Here is a 17,760-nt window from a genome sequence, read left to right as displayed (position 1 = left end):
CATGACGACACGGGCTCTGGTCCGCACCACCGACTGGGACAACGACCGGATCCGCGACAGCCTGCGCGCCGGCGTCGTCAGCGCGGAGGGCACACTCCCGGACGGCACCGCCCTGCGGCTCACCGAGGAACCCCTCCTGCGCCACGCGGACGACGGCACGCTGCTCCAGTCGCTGCGCGTCGAACCCGTCAACGGCACGGGACTGACCCAAGAGTTGAGCGTACGTACGGAGTCCGGTGCCGCCCTGCGCTGCGAGCGCGTCGCCGGGCCCGGCCGCTCCGTACGGCTGCTGCTGCCCGCCGTCGACGCGGCGACCCGCGTCACCGTCGGCCTCCCCGACGGGCGCGACGGCATCGACGTACCGCTCACTCCGCAGCGCCGCTGGACCCTGCACCTCATCCACCACTCCCACCTCGACATCGGCTACACCGACCCCCAGGGCACGGTCCTCGCCGAGCACCTGTCCTTCCTCGACTCCTGCCTGGAGCTCACCCGCGCCACCGACGACTGGCCCGCCGAGTCCCGGTTCCGTTGGTGCGTCGAGTCGCTGTGGTCCTTCCAGCAGTGGGCGAGGGCCCGGCCCGCCGAGCAGGTCGACGAGTTCGTACGCCGGGTCCGCGAGGGCCGCATCGAGCTGACCGCGCTCCCCTTCAACCTGCATACCGAGACCTGCTCCACGGACGAACTGCACGAACTCCTGCGCCTGGCCCGCACCGTGCACGACGAACACGGCGTCGAGTTCACCTCCGCCATGCAGACCGACGTGCCGGGCGCCGTCGTCGGCCTGGTCGACGCGCTGGCCTCGGCAGGCGTCAAGTACCTCTCCGTCGCCCACAACTGGGCCGGACGCTCCGTCCCCCACCTGGTCGGCGGCGAGAAGCTGCCCCGCCTCTTCCGCTGGCGCGCGCCGAGCGGCAACAGCGTCCTGGTCTGGGTCACCGACACCCCGCACGGCCTCGCGTACATGGAAGGCCCGCTCCTCGGCTTCGACACGGCCTACACGGACGTCGACGACCTGCTGCCCGCCTACCTGACCTCCCTCGCCACGAACCCCTACCCCTACCGCGGCGGCATCTTCGGCTGGGCCATGGACCGGACGGAGATCAAGCGCGAGCCCTATCCCTGGGACGTGCTCCACCTGCGCGTCCAGGGCAAGTTCGGCGACAACGCGCCGCCCCGCCGCGTCATCGCCGACACCGTCCGCCGCTGGAACGACACCTGGGCCTTCCCCCGGCTGCGGCTCTCCCGCAACGAGGACTTCTTCACCGACGCCGAGGCCAGGCTCGGCGACGAGATCCGCACCTTCGAGGGCGACTGGACCGACTGGTGGGTCGACGGGGTCGGGTCGGGGGCGCGCCCGCTGTCCCTGGCCAGGACCGCCCAGTCCGTGGTCGCCGACGCCCAGACCATCGGCACGTTCGCCGCCCTCCTCGGCGCCACGGGGGCCGAGGACGACAGCAGGGACGCCGCCGGGGTCTACGAAGCGGTGTCGCTCTTCGACGAGCACACCTGGGGCGCCGGCGACCCGTGGACCCACGGCGACGAGGGCGGCCACTCCGGAGAACACCAGTGGCACTGGAAGTACGGACAGGCGATGTGCGCCCACGACGACGGCAACGCCCTCCTCGCCCGCGCGAGCGCCCGCCTCGGACAGCGGCTCGCCGCCTCGCCGGACGCGACGGCGACGTACCACGTCGTCAACACCTGCTCCTGGCCGCGCACCGACGTCGTCCGCGTCTTCCTGCCCGAGAGCACCGTGCCGCTGGAGCGCCCTGTCACCGTCCGCGACGCCCGCGACGGACGGCGACTCGCCCACGAGGAGGAGCGGCAGACCAACGACGACCACCGCGACGCGGGGCGCTTCCTCCTCGTCCGCGTCGACGACGTGCCGCCCACCGGATCGGTCCGCCTGGACATCGTCGCCGCCGCCACCGGGACCGCCGAGGAGCCGGAGGAGGCGAAGGTGAAGGCCGCCACCGGCTGGAACCCGACCGGCGGCACCGAACGCGAGGACCCCGCAGAGTCCGCGGCGGAAGCACTCGCCCACCCCGACCCGACCCTCCTGGAGAACGAGCACCTCGCCGTCCGCGTGGACCTCGCGCACGCCTGCGTCTCGTCGATCACCGACAAGAGGACCGGCCGCGAACTGGTCCGCGCCGACGCCGTCGTCGGCTTCAACGGCTACCTCCACGACAGCTACACCACCGCGGGCGCCTTCAACCACAACTCCAGCCGCACCACGGCATCCGACCGCCTCGAACACCTCGGCGCCCGCGCCGTCGCCCCGCCCGCCGCGCTCATCGCCCGCCGCTCCACGGCAACAGCCGAGACGATCACATACGAGACCCGCCCGGCCGGCGCCAACCGGCTGCGCACCACGCTCACCCTGCCGCACGGCGTGCCCCGCCTCGACATCGAGAACCGCCTCGACAAGGACGCCCGGCTCGGCAAGGAGAGCGCCTACTTCGCCTTCCCCTTCGCCTTCGACGACCCGGTCGTCCGCATGGAGGCCTCCGGCGGCGCCACGGGCAGCGGACTGCCGGTGGTGCCGGGCTCCGCCCTGCACATGCGGGCCGTGCGCCGCTGGGTGACCCTGGGCGACGACGACCTGACGGTGGCCTGGTCCACGCAGGACGCGCCGCTCGTACAGTTCGGCAACATAGCCCTGCCCTACGCGCCGTTCCCGAAGACCATGGGCCACGACGAGCCCGCCACCGTCTTCTCCTGGATCCACAACAACCTCTGGGACACCAACTTCCCCAGCGAGCAGGGCTTCGAGTTCACCTACCGCTACAGCCTCGCCTGTGGCCCCGGTACCAGCGGCGCCGGCGCCGGCGGCCTCGGTCCGCGAACGGCCGCCGCCTGGAGCCGCCCGATGCGCGCCGTCCGAGCCAGGGGGAGCTCGGACGGCGCGCCGCACGCGCACGACCTCCACCGCTTCGTCGAGATCGACGACCCGCGCGTCCGCCTCGTCGGCGCCACCACACCGCGCCCCGGCCACGTCCTGCTGCGCCTCCAGTCGTTCGCGGAGCAGCCGGTGGCCTGCCGGATCCACGCCCGCTTCCCGGTCGCCACCGCACACCGGGCGGACTACCTCGGCACCCCCGCCGGTGAACTGGCGTGCACGGGCGGCGAGGTGACGCTGGACGTGCAGACGCTCGGCACGACGGCCGTGCTCTTCGAGCGGACCACCCCCCTCGCCGGACTGACCGGCGACGACTCGCCCTCCGACCCCTCCATACGCCCCTGAAACCCGCCCCCGAGCGTTGTTCCCGTACGTCCGCGCGAAGGAGAACGTGTGTACCGGCTCGACCCGCGCTACGCCCCCGCGCCCGGGACTGTCCTCGCCACCGGCTGGCAGGCCGTCGCCGCGCAACTGCCCCAGGGCCCCGTCACCGTCGCCGTGGACGGCCCGCCGACGGTCGACTGGGACGCACTCGCCGCCGGACTCACGGCGGAGCTGACCGCGCGCGGCAACGCCGTGCGGACCCTGGACCTGCGCGCCCACCACGCCCCGCCCACCGCGGTGCGCCACCGCACCGAATCCCCCGAGGACGCCGCGGATCCCTACTACGCCAAGCTCGCCGAGACCCCCCTCCGCGACTTCTTCGACGACCTCCCGCGGCCGCGCCGACCCGCCGGCCGCGAAGTGCTGCTCGTCCACGGCCCGGGCGCCGCGCTCCTCCCGCACGACCTGCTCTGGTACGCCGACCTGCCCAAGCGCCACGCCGAGGCGGCCGTCGCCGCGGGCACCGGCCACAACCTCGGACTTCCGCACCGGAAGGGGGAGGTGAGGCGGCTTTTCTACATCGACTGGCCCATCCTCGACCGCCACCGTGACGCCCTCGCACCCCGCCTCGACGCCTGGCTCGACGTCCAGGACCCCGAACGCCCCACGTACATCGACGGCACCGGCCTGCACGCCACCCTCACGAGCCTCGCCCGCCGCCCCGTACGCACCCGCCCCTACTTCAACTCCACGCCCTGGGGCGGCCACTGGGCCCAGCGCCGGCTCGGCTTCGACCCCACGGCCCGCAACACCGCCCTCGGCTACGAACTCATCGCCCCCGAGGCCGGCGTCCTCATCGGCACCCACCCCGGCCTGCAAGCCGAGATCCCCTTCCAACTGCTGTGCGTGCTGCACCCCGCGGCGATGCTCGGCCCGCCCGTGCGGGACCGATTCGGCACCTCCTTCCCGATCCGCTTCGACTACCTCGACACCGTCGACGGCAGCAACCTCTCCGTGCACTGCCACCCCAAGGAGCGGTACATGAAGGAGCGGTTCGGCTGGTCCTACACGCAGCACGAGACGTACTACATGACCCTCGGCAGCCCGGACACCCGCGTCTTCCTCGGCCTGCGCGAGGACGCCGACCTGGACCTCTTCCGCAAGGAGATCGAAGAGGCCGCCCACGACGGGGTCCCCATGGACCCGGAGGACCACGTCATGACCTTCCCCGCCGAACAGGGCCGCCTCTTCATGATCCCCGCAGGCACCCCGCACGCGAGCGGCGCCGGGAACGTCGTCCTGGAGATCAGCGCCACCCCCTACCTCTACTCCCTCCGCTTCTACGACTGGCTGCGGCCCGACGCCGACGGCCGGCCGCGCCCCCTCCCTTACGAACACGGTCTCGCCAACCTGGAGTCCGAACGCCGCGGCGACGCCGTCGCACACGACCTGGTCCAGGAACCGCGCACCCTGCGCACCGGAAGCGGCTGGCGCGAGGAGCTCCTGGGCGCGCTGGACGAGATGTTCTACGAAGTGCGGCGCCACGTGCTCGACGCGGGGGCCGAGGCCGACGACGACACGGCGGACCGCTTCCACGTCCTGAACGTGGTGGAGGGCGAGGGTGTCCTGCTGACCACGGCGGCGGGGGAGCGGCACGCCCTCTCCTGGGCGGAGACGCTGACGGTGCCCGCCGCGGTCGGGCCCTACCGGCTCGCGGCGATCGGCGACGCCCCCGTCAAGGTCGTCAAGGCGCTGGTGCGCTCGTGAGACCGCCACAGGGCAGACCCGTACTCGAACTCGGCGGCACCCACGTGGCCGCCGCCCTCGTGGACCCCGGTACGGCGACCGTGACCCGGCGTGTGCGCCGGCCCGTGCAGACCCGGGGCACCGCCGAGCACATACTCGGCGGGCTCGTCCGCTGCGCCGGAGAACTGGACGCCCCGGCGGGACAGGTGTGGGGCGTCGCCGTCCCCGGACCCTTCGACTACGACAAGGGCATCGCGCGCTTCGCGGGCGTCGGCAAGTTCGACGACCTGTACGGCATCGACGTGCGCGCGGTACTCCTCGACGGAGTGTGGCCGCGCCCCGCCGAAACGGTCTTCCTCAACGACGCGCACGCCTTCCTCCTCGGCGAGTGGCTGGCGGGCGCCGCACGCGACCACCGGCGCTGCGTGGGCATCACCCTCGGCACCGGTGTGGGCTCCGCATTCCTCGACGCCGGCGACCTGCGGCAAGAAGGGCCGGGCGTACCGCCGCAGGGCCGCATCGACCTCGTCGAGGCGGGCGGCAGACCGCTGGAGGACTCGGTGTCCCGGCGCGCGATCCTGGCGCGCTACGCACAGGAGGACGCCGACCGCGCGGACGGCGACGACGTGCCCCCGGACCCGGACGTGAGGGAGATCGCGGCACGGGCGCGGGCCGGGGAGCGGCGCGCGCGGCGCGTGCTCGACGTGGCCTTCACCACCCTCGGCACCGTCCTCGCCCCTCGCCTGCGCGACTTCGACGCGAGCGTGCTCGTCGTCGGCGGCGCCATGGCCGCCTCCTGGGACCTGCTGCGTCCCGCGCTGCGCCGCGGGCTGGGGGATACTCCCGTCACGCTGCGGCCCGCGGGGCTCGGCGCGGAGGCGGCGCTCGTCGGAGCGGCGGCCCACGCGGCCGCCGTGCCCTGACCCGCTGCCCTGACCCGCCGCGCCCGAGCCACCGTGTCCGGGCAGCGCGCCGAACGGAACGGAAGGACGTCCGCACCATGCCCGGACCGCACGACCCCCACAGCGGTCGGTCACCGCGCGACCTCAGAAGCGGTCAGCCGACCCTGCGGGACGTCGCCGAACGCGCCGGGGTCAGTGCGATGACTGCGTCCCGGGTCCTCCGCGACGACCCGCAGGTGCTGCCCACCACCCGCGAGCGGGTGAGGGCGGCCGCCGAAGCCCTCGGCTACCGGCCCAACGAGGTCGCCCGCAGCCTCCGGCTCGGCCGCGGCACCGGCCTGGTCGGGCTCGTCGTCACCAACCTCGCCAACCCCTTCTACTCACGCCTCGCGCTGGGCGTCGACTCCGTGGTCGCCGAGCACGGCCTGAAGACGGTCATCGGCAACACGGGCCAGGACGCCGACGTCGAACGGGGTCTTGTCGGCGACCTGCTGGCCCGCCGCGTCGACGGCATCATCGCCGTGCCCGCGGGCGCCGACCAGCGCCACCTCGCCGCGGCGGTGGCCGACGGCGTGCCGGTGGTCCTCGCCAGCCGTCCGCCCGAGGGCTTCGCGGCGGACTGCGTCCTCGTCGACGACTTCGGCGGCGCCCGCGACGCCACCGCCCGCCTCCTGGAGCGCGGCCACCGCCGCATCGGCTTCCTCGGCTCCCCGCCCGCCGTCCACACCGGCACCGAACGGCTCCGCGGTTACGCGGCGGCCCTCGCGGCGGCGGGCCTCTCCGTCGACCCAGGCCTCGTACGCCAGGGCCAGACGGAACCGCACGAGGCCACGCGCGCCGCCGCCGAACTCCTCGCGCTCCCCGACCCGCCGACCGCGCTGTTCTGCTCCAACAACCGCAACACGATAGGGGCGTTCCGCGCCCTGCGGGCCACCGACGTGCGGTCCCGCGACGGCGCGCACGTCGCCCTCGCGGGGTTCGACGACTTCGAACTGGCCGACGCGCTCGGGCTGCCCCTGACGCTCGTCGCGTACGACAGCGACGAGGTCGGCCGTGCGGCGGGCCGTCTCCTCGCCGACCGCCTGCACACCACGGCCGCGGGACCACCGCGCCAGATCGTGGTGTCCACCAGCCTCGTGGAGTACGGAACTTGATGCCGTAGGGCGGAACGGTTCCGGGTGGGCCGTACGTTGAGCAGGGCGGTGCCACACCGTGCGCACCCGAAGAGACATCCGGTGAGAGCCGACGGGACGGGGGCACGCGTGGCGCAGCAGAGCCGTTCCGCGCGCCTGGCCGGTTCCGCGCTGGCCTTCGTCGTCACGGTGCTCGCCCTCTTCGTCCCCTCCGCCGCGGCCCACGGGACACCGGCCGACGCGCCGCTCACCCGGCACACCGTGGCGGCCCACGCCGGCGAGCCGACCGGACCGCACGATGTCCCGGCGCTCCACGTCGCCGTCGCACACCGGCCGGACGCCCACATTCCGGGCCCGCAGCCGGCCGGCCCGCCGCAGACGGCCGTCGACACCGCGCCGCACCGCGCCCTGGGCGGGCCCGACACCCGCCCCGCCACCGCGCCCGCCCCACCGCGGCGGCCCCTCGCCGCCTCCGCCCCGCGCGGCCCGCCCCACCGATGAGCACGCAGACCGTCCCCGGCGCCTGACCGGCGCCCCGCATTCGCGACGTCCGGTCACGCGCCCTTCCGTCCTGCCCTCATCGTGGAGAACCCATGTCCCGCCCAGCCTTGTGGCGGGCGATCGTCGCGCTCGCGGTCGTCGCCCTGTCCCTGTACATCGCCCTCACCCAAACCGCTCGCCTCGGCCTCGATCTGCGGGGCGGCACCCAGATCGTCCTGGAGACCAAGGACTCACCCACCGTCAAGGCGGACGCCGCGTCCACCGACCGCGCCCTTGAGGTCCTCAGGCAGCGCGTCGACGCCCTCGGCGTCTCCGAACCCGGCATCGCGCGCTCCGGCGAGAAACGCATCATCGTCGAGCTGCCCGGCGTACAGGATCCGCGGAAGGCGGCCGACGTCATCGGCCGCACCGCCCAGCTGACGGTCCACCCGGTGACGGGGGAGTCCGCCGACAAGGGCACGGCGAAGCCCGCCGCCGACGGCTCGCGCACCCTCCCCGACCCCGACCGGCCCGGCAACCACCTCAGGCTCGGCCCGACCGCGCTGACCGGCGAAGGCGTCAAGGACGCCGAGGCGACCCTCGACCAGCAGACGCTCTCCGGCTGGCTGGTCACGCTCGACTTCCGCAAGGAAGCGGGCGACACCTGGGCGCGGATCACCGGCGAGGCGGCCTGCGCCCCGCAGGGCGCCCCCGAGAGGCGCGTCGCCATCACCCTCGACGGAAAGATCATCTCCGCGCCCGGCGTCAACGAGGGCGTGGCCTGCAAGACCGGCATCACCGGCGGGACCACGCAGATCACCGGCGGCTTCGACCAGTCCGAGGCCCGCGACCTCGCCGCACTCGTCAAGGGCGGCGCCCTGCCCGTGCCCGTGGACATCATCGAGCAGCGCACGGTCGGCCCGACGCTCGGCGCCGACGCCATCGAGGCCAGCACCCGGGCCGCCCTCATCGGCATCGCCCTGACCGCGCTGTTCATCACCGTCGTCTACCGGCTCCTCGGCGCCCTCGCCGCCATCGCCCTCGCGCTGTACGGCCTCATCTCGTACGCCGCCCTGGTGGCACTCGGCGCGACGCTCACCCTGCCCGGGCTCGCCGGATTCGTCCTCGCCATCGGCATGGCCGTCGACGCCAACGTGCTCGTCTTCGAACGCGCCAGGGAGGACTACCTCGCCGTCCGCTCGACCGACCTGGGCAAACCCGTCCGCACGGGCTTCCAGAAGGCGTGGAGCGCGGTCGTCGACTCGAACGTGACGACGCTGCTCGCCGCCGGGCTGCTGTTCTTCTTCGCCACCGGACCGGTCAAGGGCTTCGGCGTCACCCTGTGCATCGGCGTCCTCGCGTCGATGGTCACCGCGCTCGTCATCACCCGGGTCCTCGCGGACTTCGCCGTCGGCCGGAGCTCCGTGCGCAAGCGGCCCGCCCTGACGGGCATCGCCTCCACGGGCCGCGTCCGCACCTGGCTGGCCCGCAGAAACCCGGACCTGGTGCGCCACCGGCGCCGCTGGCTCGGCGTCAGCGCCCTGCTGGTCGTCGTGGCCGTCGCGGGCATCGTGCTGCGCGGCCTGGAGTTCGGCGTCGAATTCACCGGCGGCCGCCTCGTCGAGTACAGCACCAGCAGGCCCGTCGACGCCGACACCGCCCGCGCCGCCGTGTCCGACGCGGGCTTCCCGCGCGCGGTGGTGCAGGAGTCCGGCGAGGGCGACATCACCGTCCGCACCGAACAGCTGACCGACGCCGAACAGCAGCGCGTCAAGGAGGCACTGGAGCGGCCGGGCGGCACGGTCACCGTCGAGCGCGACGAGATGATCGGCCCGAGCCTCGGCAGCGAACTGCGCCAGAAGGCGCTCATCGCGCTGGGCATCGCCGTCGCCGCCCAGCTGATCTACCTGAGCGTACGTTTCCGCTGGACCCTCGCGGCGGCGGCCGTGTCGGCGATGGTCCACGACGTACTGCTGGTGGTGGGCCTCTTCGCCTGGCTCGGCAAGCCCGTCGACAGCGTCTTCCTCGCCGCTCTGCTCACCGTCATCGGCTACTCGGTCAACGACACGGTGGTCGTCTTCGACCGCGTGCGCGAGGCACGCCGCCGCGATCCGCGCGGCGAACTCGCGGCGCTCGCCAACCGGGCCGTCGTGCAGACGCTGCCCCGCACCGTCAACACCGGCATGGGCGCGCTGTTCATCCTGACCGCCCTCGCGGTGCTCGGCGGCGACTCGCTCGCGGACTTCTCGCTTGCGCTGATCGCCGGGGTCCTGATCGGCATGGCCTCCACCGTCTTCACGGCCGTGCCGATCGCCCTCGCACTCGAACGTCGCAACCCGGCGCAGCCGTCCGTACGAACGCGCCGACCGGGCGGTCCGGGCGGTCCGGACGTCCCGGAAGAGGCGGCGGACGGGTACAGCCCGTTGGAGGCGCGGCGGAGGAGGGAAAGGGGAACGGGGGCGGTCGTGTAGCCGATCGTGTCTCTCCGTGTGAGGGGACGAGAAGTGGCTTAATGTGGCCATATGGTCACAAAAAGGAATGTATCTGTAAGGCGTAGCCGCCCGGCGGCCTCGCGGGGTGCGACTCTCATGTGTGCCGCGATCGCGGCGGGAGCCCTGCTCACCGGCTGCGGCAACGACGACGGCGACGCCGCGAAGACCGACGCCTCCGAGGCCGGTCGGGCGGCGTCGCCCACCACTTCGGCCGACGGCGGCACCCTCACGGACGACCAGGCCGAGCGGAAGGCCCTGGTCCCCAAGGCCAAGGTCGGCTACGAGGACGCGCTGAAGAGCGCGCTGGCGACGGTGGACAACTCGAAGCCCGTCTCGATCGAGCTCAAGGGCACACCCGACGCCCCGCGTTGGGAGGCCGAGGTGGCGACCGACGACGGCACCCCGCACTCCGTACGCGTCGACGCGGTCACCGGCAAGGCCGACAAGCCCCAGGCCGACACGGACCAGGACGCCGACGACAAGCGCGAGCTGGCGGACTGGCTGAAGAAGGCGACCGTGACGCCGCAGCAGGCCGTGGAGACCGCCACGAACAAGAAGAAGGGCACCGTCACCTCCGTCGAGCTCGACGACTCCGACAAGGGCCGCACGGTGCTGTGGTCCGTCGACGTCGTGACCACCGACGACTGGAACAAGACGACCTTCGACGTCGACGCGACCAACCGCAAGATCCTCCGTGAGCACGTCGACAAGGACTGAACGCCTGAACACGGGGCTGAACAACTGAACGGGTGCCACGTGTGGAACTTCGTGGACTGGTAAGGCGTTGGCAAAGTGGCGCGCGGCCGCGCGCCGACCAGCGAACAGCAGTCGAGGTGGCACGGATGGCGATGTGGGACCGGATCAAGGACCAGGCCAAGGGTCTGCAGCAGTCGCAGGGGACACGGAGCTCCGGCGGCCACGGACGGCCGGGTTCTGGGTCCGGCGGGGGATCGAAGGCTCAGCTCGTGGGTGTGCTCAAGACCCAGCTCGCCTCGCTCAAGACGGAGCTCAAGAGCGGTGCCTACCGCGACGCCAGCATGGCCATGTGCGCCCTGGTCGCGGCCGCTGACGGATCGGTCGACCCGGCCGAGCGCCAGCACGTCGAGTCACTGATCGTGCAGAACGACGTTCTGCAGAACTTCCCGCCGGACCAGCTGCGCCAGCGGTTCAACAAGCACGTGGACCAGCTGTCGGTCAATTTCCAGCAGGGCAAGACCGAGGCCATGCAGGAGATCGCCAAGGCCGCCAAGAAGCCGATGGAGGCCAAGGCGGTCGTGCAGACGGGCTTCGTCGTCGCCGGCGCGGACGGATACATCGCCCCGGCCGAGGAGCAGGTCCTGCGGGAGGCGTGCGCGGCACTCGGCGTCTCCCCGCAGGAGTTCGGTCTCTGACCGAGCCGTGAGCGACGGCGGCCGGGGCCCGCTGAGCCGAAGGGGTCAGCACCGAGCCGAAGGGCCTAACGCCCTGGCCGAAGGGGTTACGCCGCCTTGACCGCGTCCAGCGCCGGGGCGACCACCTCGAAGGCCCGGCCGAGCAGCTCGGCCGGGTCCTCGGCGCCGTCGCTGCCGCTCCACCGCTGCAGCACGGCGTCGAACGCCGTCAGGGCCATCCCCGCGGCCAGCCGCGGATACAGGTCGGTCTCGGGGTCGCGCCCGGTGCGGCGCCCCATCTCCTCCGTCAGATCGTCGCGCCACTGCGCCTGCCGCTCCAGGAAGCGGGCCAGCAGGGCGGGCGTCCGCAGGATCAGCTGCACCACGCTCAGCGCGCGCTCGAAGTGGTCGGAGCAGGCCGCGAGAGGAACCTTGACGGCGTGCAGCAACGCCACCGAGGGGCTCTCCCCGTCGGGGCGCTCCGCCAGCTCCACGCGCATTCCGGCGCCCATGTCGGCGAGGAACTGGACGACCACGTCCTCCTTGGACGCGAAGTACCGGAAGAACGTGCGCCGGGAGACGCCGGCGGTGGTCACGATCTCGTCGATGGTGACCGCGTCGTACCCCTTCCGTGCCAGCAACTGCAGCGCGGACTCGGTCAGTTCGTCCGAGACGAGTCGGCGCTTGCGCTCGGCCAGGCTCAGGGGAGGGTGGGAAGTCACCACGTCATCGTACATGTCGGGCGTCCGCATGCCCTCTATGGCGCTCAGGCGCCGCCATGGCATCCCATGCCACTTCTGGCGGGGGATGCGGCATGGCGGCGCCGTCTTACGAGCCTGTGGGCCGTGAGCCGTCAGAACTTGCGCCAGCGCGCGTTCGCCCACGAGAAGAGGCCGAAGGCGGCGAGGCCGACCGCGATCAGTGCGAGCAGCCAGGGCCCGGCGGCGGTGTCGGCGAAGGAGCGCAGGGTGTTGTCGATGCCCTTGGCCTCGCCCGGCTTGTGCCGCAGCGCGGCCGCGATGGCGAAGCCGCCCGCGACGGCGAAGACCACACCTCGCGTGGTGCCGCCCGCGATGCCGACGGCGTCGACGCCCCGGCGCACCTGCGGGGACATCTCACCCATGCGCAGCTTGTCGTGGAACTTGCGCAGCAGGGCGCGTCCGGCGATCCACAGCCCCGCCACGATGACGCCCGCGCCCGCGGCGGCGACGACCCACTTCCCGCCGGGCCAGTCGAGCACCTTCGCTGTCGCATCCTGCGTCTGCCGGTCGCTGGAGCCGCTGCCGCTGCCCTTGTCGCCCGCGGCGTAGGCGAGGATGGAGTACGCGACGAAGGTGTAGAAGAGGAAACGCGCGCCGGCCAGCGCCCGCTTGCGCGCGGAGTCGCCGTCCGGCCCCGCCTGACCGAAGAAGACCTCGGAGAGCCGCCACAGGGCCATGCCCGCCAGGGCGATGCCGAGCAGCCACAGGAGTACGTTCCCGAACGGCTTCTCCGCGAGCTCCGCCAGGGCGCCCCCGCGGTCGGCCTGGCGGCCGCCGCCGTCGGAGAAGGCGATGCGCAGGGCCAGCGCACCGACGAGGAGGTACAGCACGCCGCGCCCGATGAACCCGGCGCGTGCCACCGCTGCTACGCCGCGCCCCTTGGCCGCCCGCCGTGCCTTGCTCTTGCCGCGCGTCGCGGCCGACGGGAGACGCATGTCAGGGAGCCGAATGGAGGGAAGATGCATGCCGTCCGAGTGCCCGGACAGCCCCGCCTCATGCCTCGGACCGCATCAGCGGAACCCGCTGCGGGCGCCGGCCCGTGTGTAGGGGACCGGCGCGCCCGCAGGGATGGTGAAGACGCGGTCGAGGGAGGTGATGCGCAGCAGCCGCCGGTTGCGCGGGCTGCCGGGCACGAGCCACAAGGTGCCACGGTCGAGGATCACTTGGTTCCGGATGCGCACCAGCAGCCGCAGGCCGCCGGCGTCCATGAACGTCACCCCTCGAAGGTCCGCGACGACCCGCGGGCCGGCCCGGTCGAGGAGTGCCGTGACGCGGGGAGAGAGCTCCTGGTCGGCCCAGGCGTCCAGCTCGCCCCAAAACGCAAGGACATCAGTGCCGTTCACCACGCGGTGACGCAGGCCGAAGGTGAAGTCGGCGGTGCCCGTATCCCAGTCCAGCAGTGTCTCTTTCCCTTCACGGAGAGTAGTCGGAGCGGTGATGGCGGGCCGTACGATGACCGGCGCCGGACGCCATCGAGTCCAGGGCGGCACCGAGGTCACGAGTCAATCGTTCCCGCTCAGAGCCGTTCTTACCCTCATCGGACGATAGGATTAGCGGCCGAGGGAAACTGATGGGGCGTCAATTCTTTGACTACGAAGAGTAGTCATGATGGCGGGTCCACCTGGGGAGCCGCTCGGAAGGCCCGGCGGTAGCCGCCCGGCGTCGTCCCGAGGGCCCGCAGGAAACGCCTGCGGAGATTGGTCGCCGAGGAGAGTCCGGCGCGCCGGGCCACCGCGTCGAGCGGGAGATCGGTGGTCTCCAGCAACTCCCGCGCGGCGCCGACGCGCTGGCTCAGCAGCCACTGACCGGGGCTGACGCCCAGCTGGTCGGCGAAACGGCGGGCCAGCGTGCGCACCGAGACGCCCGCGTGCGCGGCCAGGTCCTCGACGCCGACGGGCTCGGCCAGGCGCTCCGAGGCCCACGCGAGGAGCGGCGCCAGCGAACCGTCGAACTGCGCGGGGTGCGGAGGCGCCGCGTACTGCAGCTGCCCGCCCTCGCGGTGGGGCGGCATCACCATGTTCCGCGCGACGTGCGCGGCGTACCGGGCGCCCTGGTCGGCGCGGACCAGGTGCAGACACAGGTCGATGCCCGCGCCGGATCCCGCGCTGGTGGCCACGTCCCCGTGATCCACATAGAGCACGTCGGGATCGAGCCGGACGGCCGGGAAACGCGCGGCCAGTTCGTCGGCGAGGGCCCAGTGCGTGGTCGCGCGCCGGCCGTCGAGGAGCCCCGCGTGTGCCAGCACGAAGGCGCCCGAGCAGATGCTGACCACCCGCGCGCCGCGGTCGTGCGCGCCTCGCAGTGCGCGCAGCAGGGCGGGGGAGGGGGTTTCGGCGGTGGGCTGCCAGCCGGGGACGACCACGGTGTCGGCCCGTTCGAGCGCGTCCAGGCCGTCGGTCACGAGCATGTCGTACCCGGCGCGTGTGGCCACCGGGCCGGGGTGCTCGGCGCACACCCCGAACGAGTACCGTCTCGCGATCCCGTGCCGCTCGATGCCGAACACCTCCGCCGCGCAGGCGAGTTCGAACGTCGACTGAGGAGCGTGCGCGAGCGCGACGACATGATGCATGGCAGGAAAATACCTCGTCATGTCTTTTCAGACACTCGGCGGGGCGGCGCCGACCGGGAAGGCTGGGGCCATGACGACAGAACAGCACACCCCGCCCGGCTACGTCTGGTCGGCGGTGCACGACGCCCCCACCCGCGAACTCTTCCCCGGCATCCGCCTGCGCCCCCTGTGGAAAGGCGCCAACGGCGCGAGCGCCCAGGTCCTGGAGATGGACCCGCACTCCTGCTGGGAGGGCATCGACGTGCACGAGCCGGGGCCCGAGGAGGTCTTCGTGGTCTCCGGGGTCTTCAACGACGGCGAACGCGACTACCCGGCGGGTTCCTTCATCCACGCGCCCGCCGGCTCCTCGCACATACCGCAGACGACCACCGGCTGCACACTGTTCGTCTTCTATCCGGAGGGGTAGCCCGGGCCGGCGAGGCCGCGGTCCCGCTCCACCGGGAGCCACAGCTCGGCGTCCGCCACGGACTTGTCGGGCGACAGCCGGGTGCGCAGGATCTCCGGGCCGGGGCGGCTGCGGTACGGATTCGACGGAAACCATTCCATGAAGACGTCCCGCCACAGGTGCTGGATGGCCTCCGGGACGGGACCCGACGCCGAGAACACCGCCCACGTCCCGGCCCGGACGGGCAGCACGGACGCGCCCTCGGGGGTGGCCGCGGAAGTGATCACCCCGTGGTAGTAGTCGAGTTCGGTGCCCTCGGCACGGCTCGGGTCCAGGTCGTCGCAGACGGCGAGGATGCCCCGCGGCTCGCCGTCGGACAGCTTCTCCAGACGCTCCACGTCCGCCGCCGCGATCCCGCGGACGAAGTCGATGATCGACTGGTTGGGACCCGAGTGCACCAGCGGCACCCGGGTCTTCGGGCCGACGACGGTGAAGGCCGCCTTGTCCGCCACGCGATAGCGGATGTCGCCACCCCCTTCGATGGTGAGGCGGAAGGACATCCGGGACTGGGAGCTGAGCGTGGCTCCCGTGCGTCGCGCCTCGCCGGGCCCGACGCCGTGCATGGCGCGGAACGCCCGGGCGAACGCCTCGCCCGAGCCATAGCCGTACCGCACCGCGATCTCCAGCAGCGTGTCCCGGCCCGCGAGCACCTCGGCGCCCGCGAGGGTGAGCCGCCGACGCCGGACGTACTCCGCCAACGGCATGCCCGCGAGGGCGGAGAACATCCGGCGCAGGTGGTACTCCGAAGTGGCCGCGATACGGGCCGCCTCCGCCACGTCGACCGTCTCGCCGAGGTGGCGCTCGACGTACTCCATGGCTTCGTTGAGCCGCTCCAGCACTCCCGGATCTCCTGCCTCTTGCCGGCGAATCGCTTGCGGAACCCCGCGGTCAGCGCACGAGATGCGGCGGCAGCTCCACCCAGCGTCGCGGCAGGGTGTCGTCCAGGGCGGGCCGGGCGTCGGTGACGCGCAGCCCGGCCGCCGCACAGGCGTAGGCGAGATTGTGCGCGGCGTACGGGACATTGCGACCCGACCGCCAGAACCGGAAGTGCCAGTGCGCGGCCGGCTCCGTCTCGTCCGGGGTCAGACCGATCTCCTCGTACTCCACGGGGCGGCCGTCCCTGGCCAGGGTGCCGTGGGTGCCGCCCTTGGGGTTGAAGTACAGACCATAGGCGGTCGTCCCCGCCGATATCGCGTGCAGCACGCCGTCGTCGCTCGGCATGTACCCGTCCTGCGTGAGGACACAGCCGCCGGGGCTGCCGGGCAGGTCGGTCACTCCGACGAAGCGCAGGGACTCGTCGTAGTCGTCCTCGTCGAACGGGGCGTGCTCCGGGGGGACTTCCGGGCAGCGCGCCGGGTCCGCGCCCAGCCGTCGGACGACCTCCTCGGCGTCCAGATCGCGCACGAAGGCGATGCCGAGCCCTTCCGTCCACAGCTGCGGATCGTCGAAGGCCTCGATGAGCGCGTCCGCGGCGCGGAAGGCGGCCAGCTCGTCGGGCGGCAGGGCCACCGCACCCGGCAGGGCGGCGACGAGCGGGGCGAGCGGCGTCGTCAGCAGCAGCCGACCGGGCGACCAGGGGCCGGTCTGCGGGGTCCAGACATCCGCGCCGGCCCGGATCAGCGCACGGACACTGTCCTCGTCGCCGGTGCAGACGGCGTGCCACAGCGCGGTGTGCCCCTCCTCGTCGGGCGCGTCGATCCGCTCGACGTGCGGCAGCAGCGCGGCCACGGACTCCGCGCAGCCCCGCTCCGCCGCCAGGTGCAGGGGAGTGGCACCCGACCACACGACCGCGTCGGCCGGTGCGCCGCCCTCCAGACGGGCCCGGATCAGCGCGGCGTCGTCCCAGTCCGCATAGCCCATGCGGTCCCAGTCGCCGCGCGGCACATACCGCTGCTCCGCCTCCTCCCGCTCGCGCAGCTCTCGGCGCTCGTGCGCGGACATCGGCCTGGCGAGGAAGTCGGGCGGCCCGCCCATCCGGACGACCGTGAAGGACTCGGGCCCCTTGGCCGGCGGCGTCGGCAGGTCCGGCCACACCTCGACGGCGTGCGCGGCCGCGGCGCGCAGGGCGGCGGCGTCGACCGGCGTGCCCGTCTCCGGAATGTGCTCGTCCGGCCACTCCACCACCAGCCGTGTCTCGCCGGGTGGGGGCAGCTCCGCCAGATACAGGTAGACGCAGGTCCTGAACAAGGAGTCGCCCAGGCCACCGGGGTCCAGGGGGATCAGTCCGGTCGGCACGCGCCGCGACGCGTACGCCCGCAACTCCGACGGGCCGACCACCGGCACGGTCTCCTGGGTCGTCGCGTCGAGCGAGGTCACCCGCCTGCCGTCGGCCAGCAGCAGCCCCACCCGCAGCCCGGACTGCCGGTGGCCCCCGCCGCCGGACCGGTGGACCGGCCGGTGCACGGCGAGGTGCAAGGTGACCGAATCCGGCCACACGGACCAGCCGGTCACCATCACCTTGGCCTCCGGCCCCTCTCCGGCCACCGCGAGCTGCGGCACCGGCGCCGGCTCGAACCAGTCGAGCGGCGGCCTGTCCCGGGCCGCGTCCTCTCCCGGAGGGCCCAGCCTGACCACCTCGCCCTTCGGCTCGGCCGGTTCCGAGGTGAGCACCAAGTCGTCGAAGAATCCCATGC

Annotated in this window: 15 protein-coding genes; 9 read left to right on the top strand and 6 right to left on the bottom strand. The window is 73.0% G+C overall.

What is annotated here, in order from left to right:
* Window position 1: 1 nt before the first annotated feature.
* From ACZ56E_RS11420 to ACZ56E_RS11385, 8 genes are all read left to right on the top strand, one after another.
* Window positions 2–3,250: a glycoside hydrolase family 38 N-terminal domain-containing protein gene (locus tag ACZ56E_RS11420; RefSeq protein WP_471213351.1), complete on the top strand. Its 3,249-nt coding sequence runs from the start codon at window positions 2–4 to the stop codon at window positions 3,248–3,250.
* Window positions 3,251–3,298: 48 nt separating this feature from the next.
* Entirely contained in the window at window positions 3,299–4,996 is a 1,698-nt protein-coding gene (locus ACZ56E_RS11415) for a class I mannose-6-phosphate isomerase (protein WP_471213350.1), read from the top strand.
* The gene (locus ACZ56E_RS11410) at window positions 4,993–5,898 is read left to right on the top strand and encodes an ROK family protein (RefSeq protein WP_471213348.1); all 906 of its coding nucleotides are present in this window, start codon (window positions 4,993–4,995) and stop codon (window positions 5,896–5,898) included. Before ACZ56E_RS11415 ends, ACZ56E_RS11410 begins: the two co-directional genes overlap by 4 nt.
* Before the next feature lie 77 nt (window positions 5,899–5,975).
* Window positions 5,976–7,031: a LacI family DNA-binding transcriptional regulator gene (locus tag ACZ56E_RS11405; RefSeq protein ID WP_471213347.1), complete on the top strand. Its 1,056-nt coding sequence runs from the start codon at window positions 5,976–5,978 to the stop codon at window positions 7,029–7,031.
* A gap of 108 nt (window positions 7,032–7,139) precedes the next feature.
* Window positions 7,140–7,511 (top strand): hypothetical protein, encoded by a 372-nt coding sequence (locus ACZ56E_RS11400; RefSeq protein WP_471213346.1) that lies wholly within the window; start codon window positions 7,140–7,142, stop codon window positions 7,509–7,511.
* 92 nt (window positions 7,512–7,603) lie between these two features.
* Entirely contained in the window at window positions 7,604–9,961 is a 2,358-nt protein-coding gene (gene secD, locus ACZ56E_RS11395; protein WP_471213344.1) for a protein translocase subunit SecD, read from the top strand.
* Between the two features lie 117 nt (window positions 9,962–10,078).
* Window positions 10,079–10,699 (top strand): PepSY domain-containing protein, encoded by a 621-nt coding sequence (locus tag ACZ56E_RS11390; RefSeq protein WP_468610995.1) that lies wholly within the window; start codon window positions 10,079–10,081, stop codon window positions 10,697–10,699.
* Between the two features lie 125 nt (window positions 10,700–10,824).
* Complete coding sequence (locus ACZ56E_RS11385) at window positions 10,825–11,373, top strand: tellurite resistance TerB family protein (protein ID WP_365357587.1); 549 nt, start codon at window positions 10,825–10,827, stop codon at window positions 11,371–11,373.
* An 86-nt stretch (window positions 11,374–11,459) separates the two neighbouring features.
* Here ACZ56E_RS11385 and ACZ56E_RS11380 read toward each other — a convergent pair whose 3' ends face one another.
* The 4 genes from ACZ56E_RS11380 to ACZ56E_RS11365 all read right to left on the bottom strand — a co-directional run bounded on the left by ACZ56E_RS11380 (window position 11,460) and on the right by ACZ56E_RS11365 (window position 14,682).
* A complete protein-coding gene (locus ACZ56E_RS11380) occupies window positions 11,460–12,089 on the bottom strand; it encodes an acyl-CoA-like ligand-binding transcription factor (protein ID WP_471214069.1) in 630 nt (209 codons plus the stop codon).
* Between the two features lie 116 nt (window positions 12,090–12,205).
* Window positions 12,206–13,048 (bottom strand): DUF1206 domain-containing protein, encoded by an 843-nt coding sequence (locus ACZ56E_RS11375; RefSeq protein WP_471213342.1) that lies wholly within the window; start codon window positions 13,046–13,048, stop codon window positions 12,206–12,208.
* A gap of 75 nt (window positions 13,049–13,123) precedes the next feature.
* Entirely contained in the window at window positions 13,124–13,612 is a 489-nt protein-coding gene (locus ACZ56E_RS11370) for an STAS domain-containing protein (RefSeq protein ID WP_471213341.1), read from the bottom strand.
* A 104-nt stretch (window positions 13,613–13,716) separates the two neighbouring features.
* Window positions 13,717–14,682, bottom strand: a complete 966-nt coding sequence (locus ACZ56E_RS11365) for a helix-turn-helix domain-containing protein (RefSeq protein WP_471213340.1) — start codon at window positions 14,680–14,682, stop codon at window positions 13,717–13,719.
* Window positions 14,683–14,752: 70 nt separating this feature from the next.
* Between ACZ56E_RS11365 and ACZ56E_RS11360 the strand changes: the two genes are divergently transcribed.
* On the top strand, window positions 14,753–15,088 hold the full coding sequence (locus ACZ56E_RS11360) for a cupin domain-containing protein (RefSeq protein ID WP_468610999.1): 336 nt from the start codon (window positions 14,753–14,755) through the stop codon (window positions 15,086–15,088).
* Here the strand turns inward: ACZ56E_RS11360 and ACZ56E_RS11355 are convergent.
* Both ACZ56E_RS11355 and ACZ56E_RS11350 read right to left on the bottom strand, forming a co-directional pair.
* Entirely contained in the window at window positions 15,073–15,966 is an 894-nt protein-coding gene (locus ACZ56E_RS11355; RefSeq protein WP_471213338.1) for an AraC family transcriptional regulator, read from the bottom strand. The two genes, ACZ56E_RS11360 and ACZ56E_RS11355, sit on opposite strands and share 16 nt — an antisense overlap.
* A 49-nt stretch (window positions 15,967–16,015) precedes the next feature.
* Window positions 16,016–17,758, bottom strand: coding sequence for an ankyrin repeat domain-containing protein (locus tag ACZ56E_RS11350; protein WP_471213337.1), 1,743 nt, complete (start codon window positions 17,756–17,758; stop codon window positions 16,016–16,018).
* Between the last annotated feature and the right edge of the window lie 2 nt (window positions 17,759–17,760).

It is taken from the genome of Streptomyces sp. NPDC039480 (assembly GCF_055597165.1).
This window is presented reverse-complemented; position numbering and strand designations above follow the sequence as displayed.

Bases quoted from the DNA above. Each gene is read 5' to 3' on its own strand.
- secD (WP_471213344.1), top strand. From the start codon at position 7,604: ATGTCCCGCCCAGCCTTGTGGCGGGCGATCGTCGCGCTCGCGGTCGTC.
- ACZ56E_RS11365 (WP_471213340.1), bottom strand. From the start codon at position 14,682: ATGCATCATGTCGTCGCGCTCGCGCACGCTCCTCAGTCGACGTTCGAA.
- ACZ56E_RS11390 (WP_468610995.1), top strand. From the start codon at position 10,079: ATGTGTGCCGCGATCGCGGCGGGAGCCCTGCTCACCGGCTGCGGCAAC.
- ACZ56E_RS11420 (WP_471213351.1), top strand. From the start codon at position 2: ATGACGACACGGGCTCTGGTCCGCACCACCGACTGGGACAACGACCGG.
- ACZ56E_RS11375 (WP_471213342.1), bottom strand. From the start codon at position 13,048: ATGCGTCTCCCGTCGGCCGCGACGCGCGGCAAGAGCAAGGCACGGCGG.
- ACZ56E_RS11360 (WP_468610999.1), top strand. From the start codon at position 14,753: ATGACGACAGAACAGCACACCCCGCCCGGCTACGTCTGGTCGGCGGTG.
- ACZ56E_RS11405 (WP_471213347.1), top strand. From the start codon at position 5,976: ATGCCCGGACCGCACGACCCCCACAGCGGTCGGTCACCGCGCGACCTC.
- ACZ56E_RS11385 (WP_365357587.1), top strand. From the start codon at position 10,825: ATGGCGATGTGGGACCGGATCAAGGACCAGGCCAAGGGTCTGCAGCAG.
- ACZ56E_RS11350 (WP_471213337.1), bottom strand. From the start codon at position 17,758: ATGGGATTCTTCGACGACTTGGTGCTCACCTCGGAACCGGCCGAGCCG.
- ACZ56E_RS11380 (WP_471214069.1), bottom strand. From the start codon at position 12,089: ATGTACGATGACGTGGTGACTTCCCACCCTCCCCTGAGCCTGGCCGAG.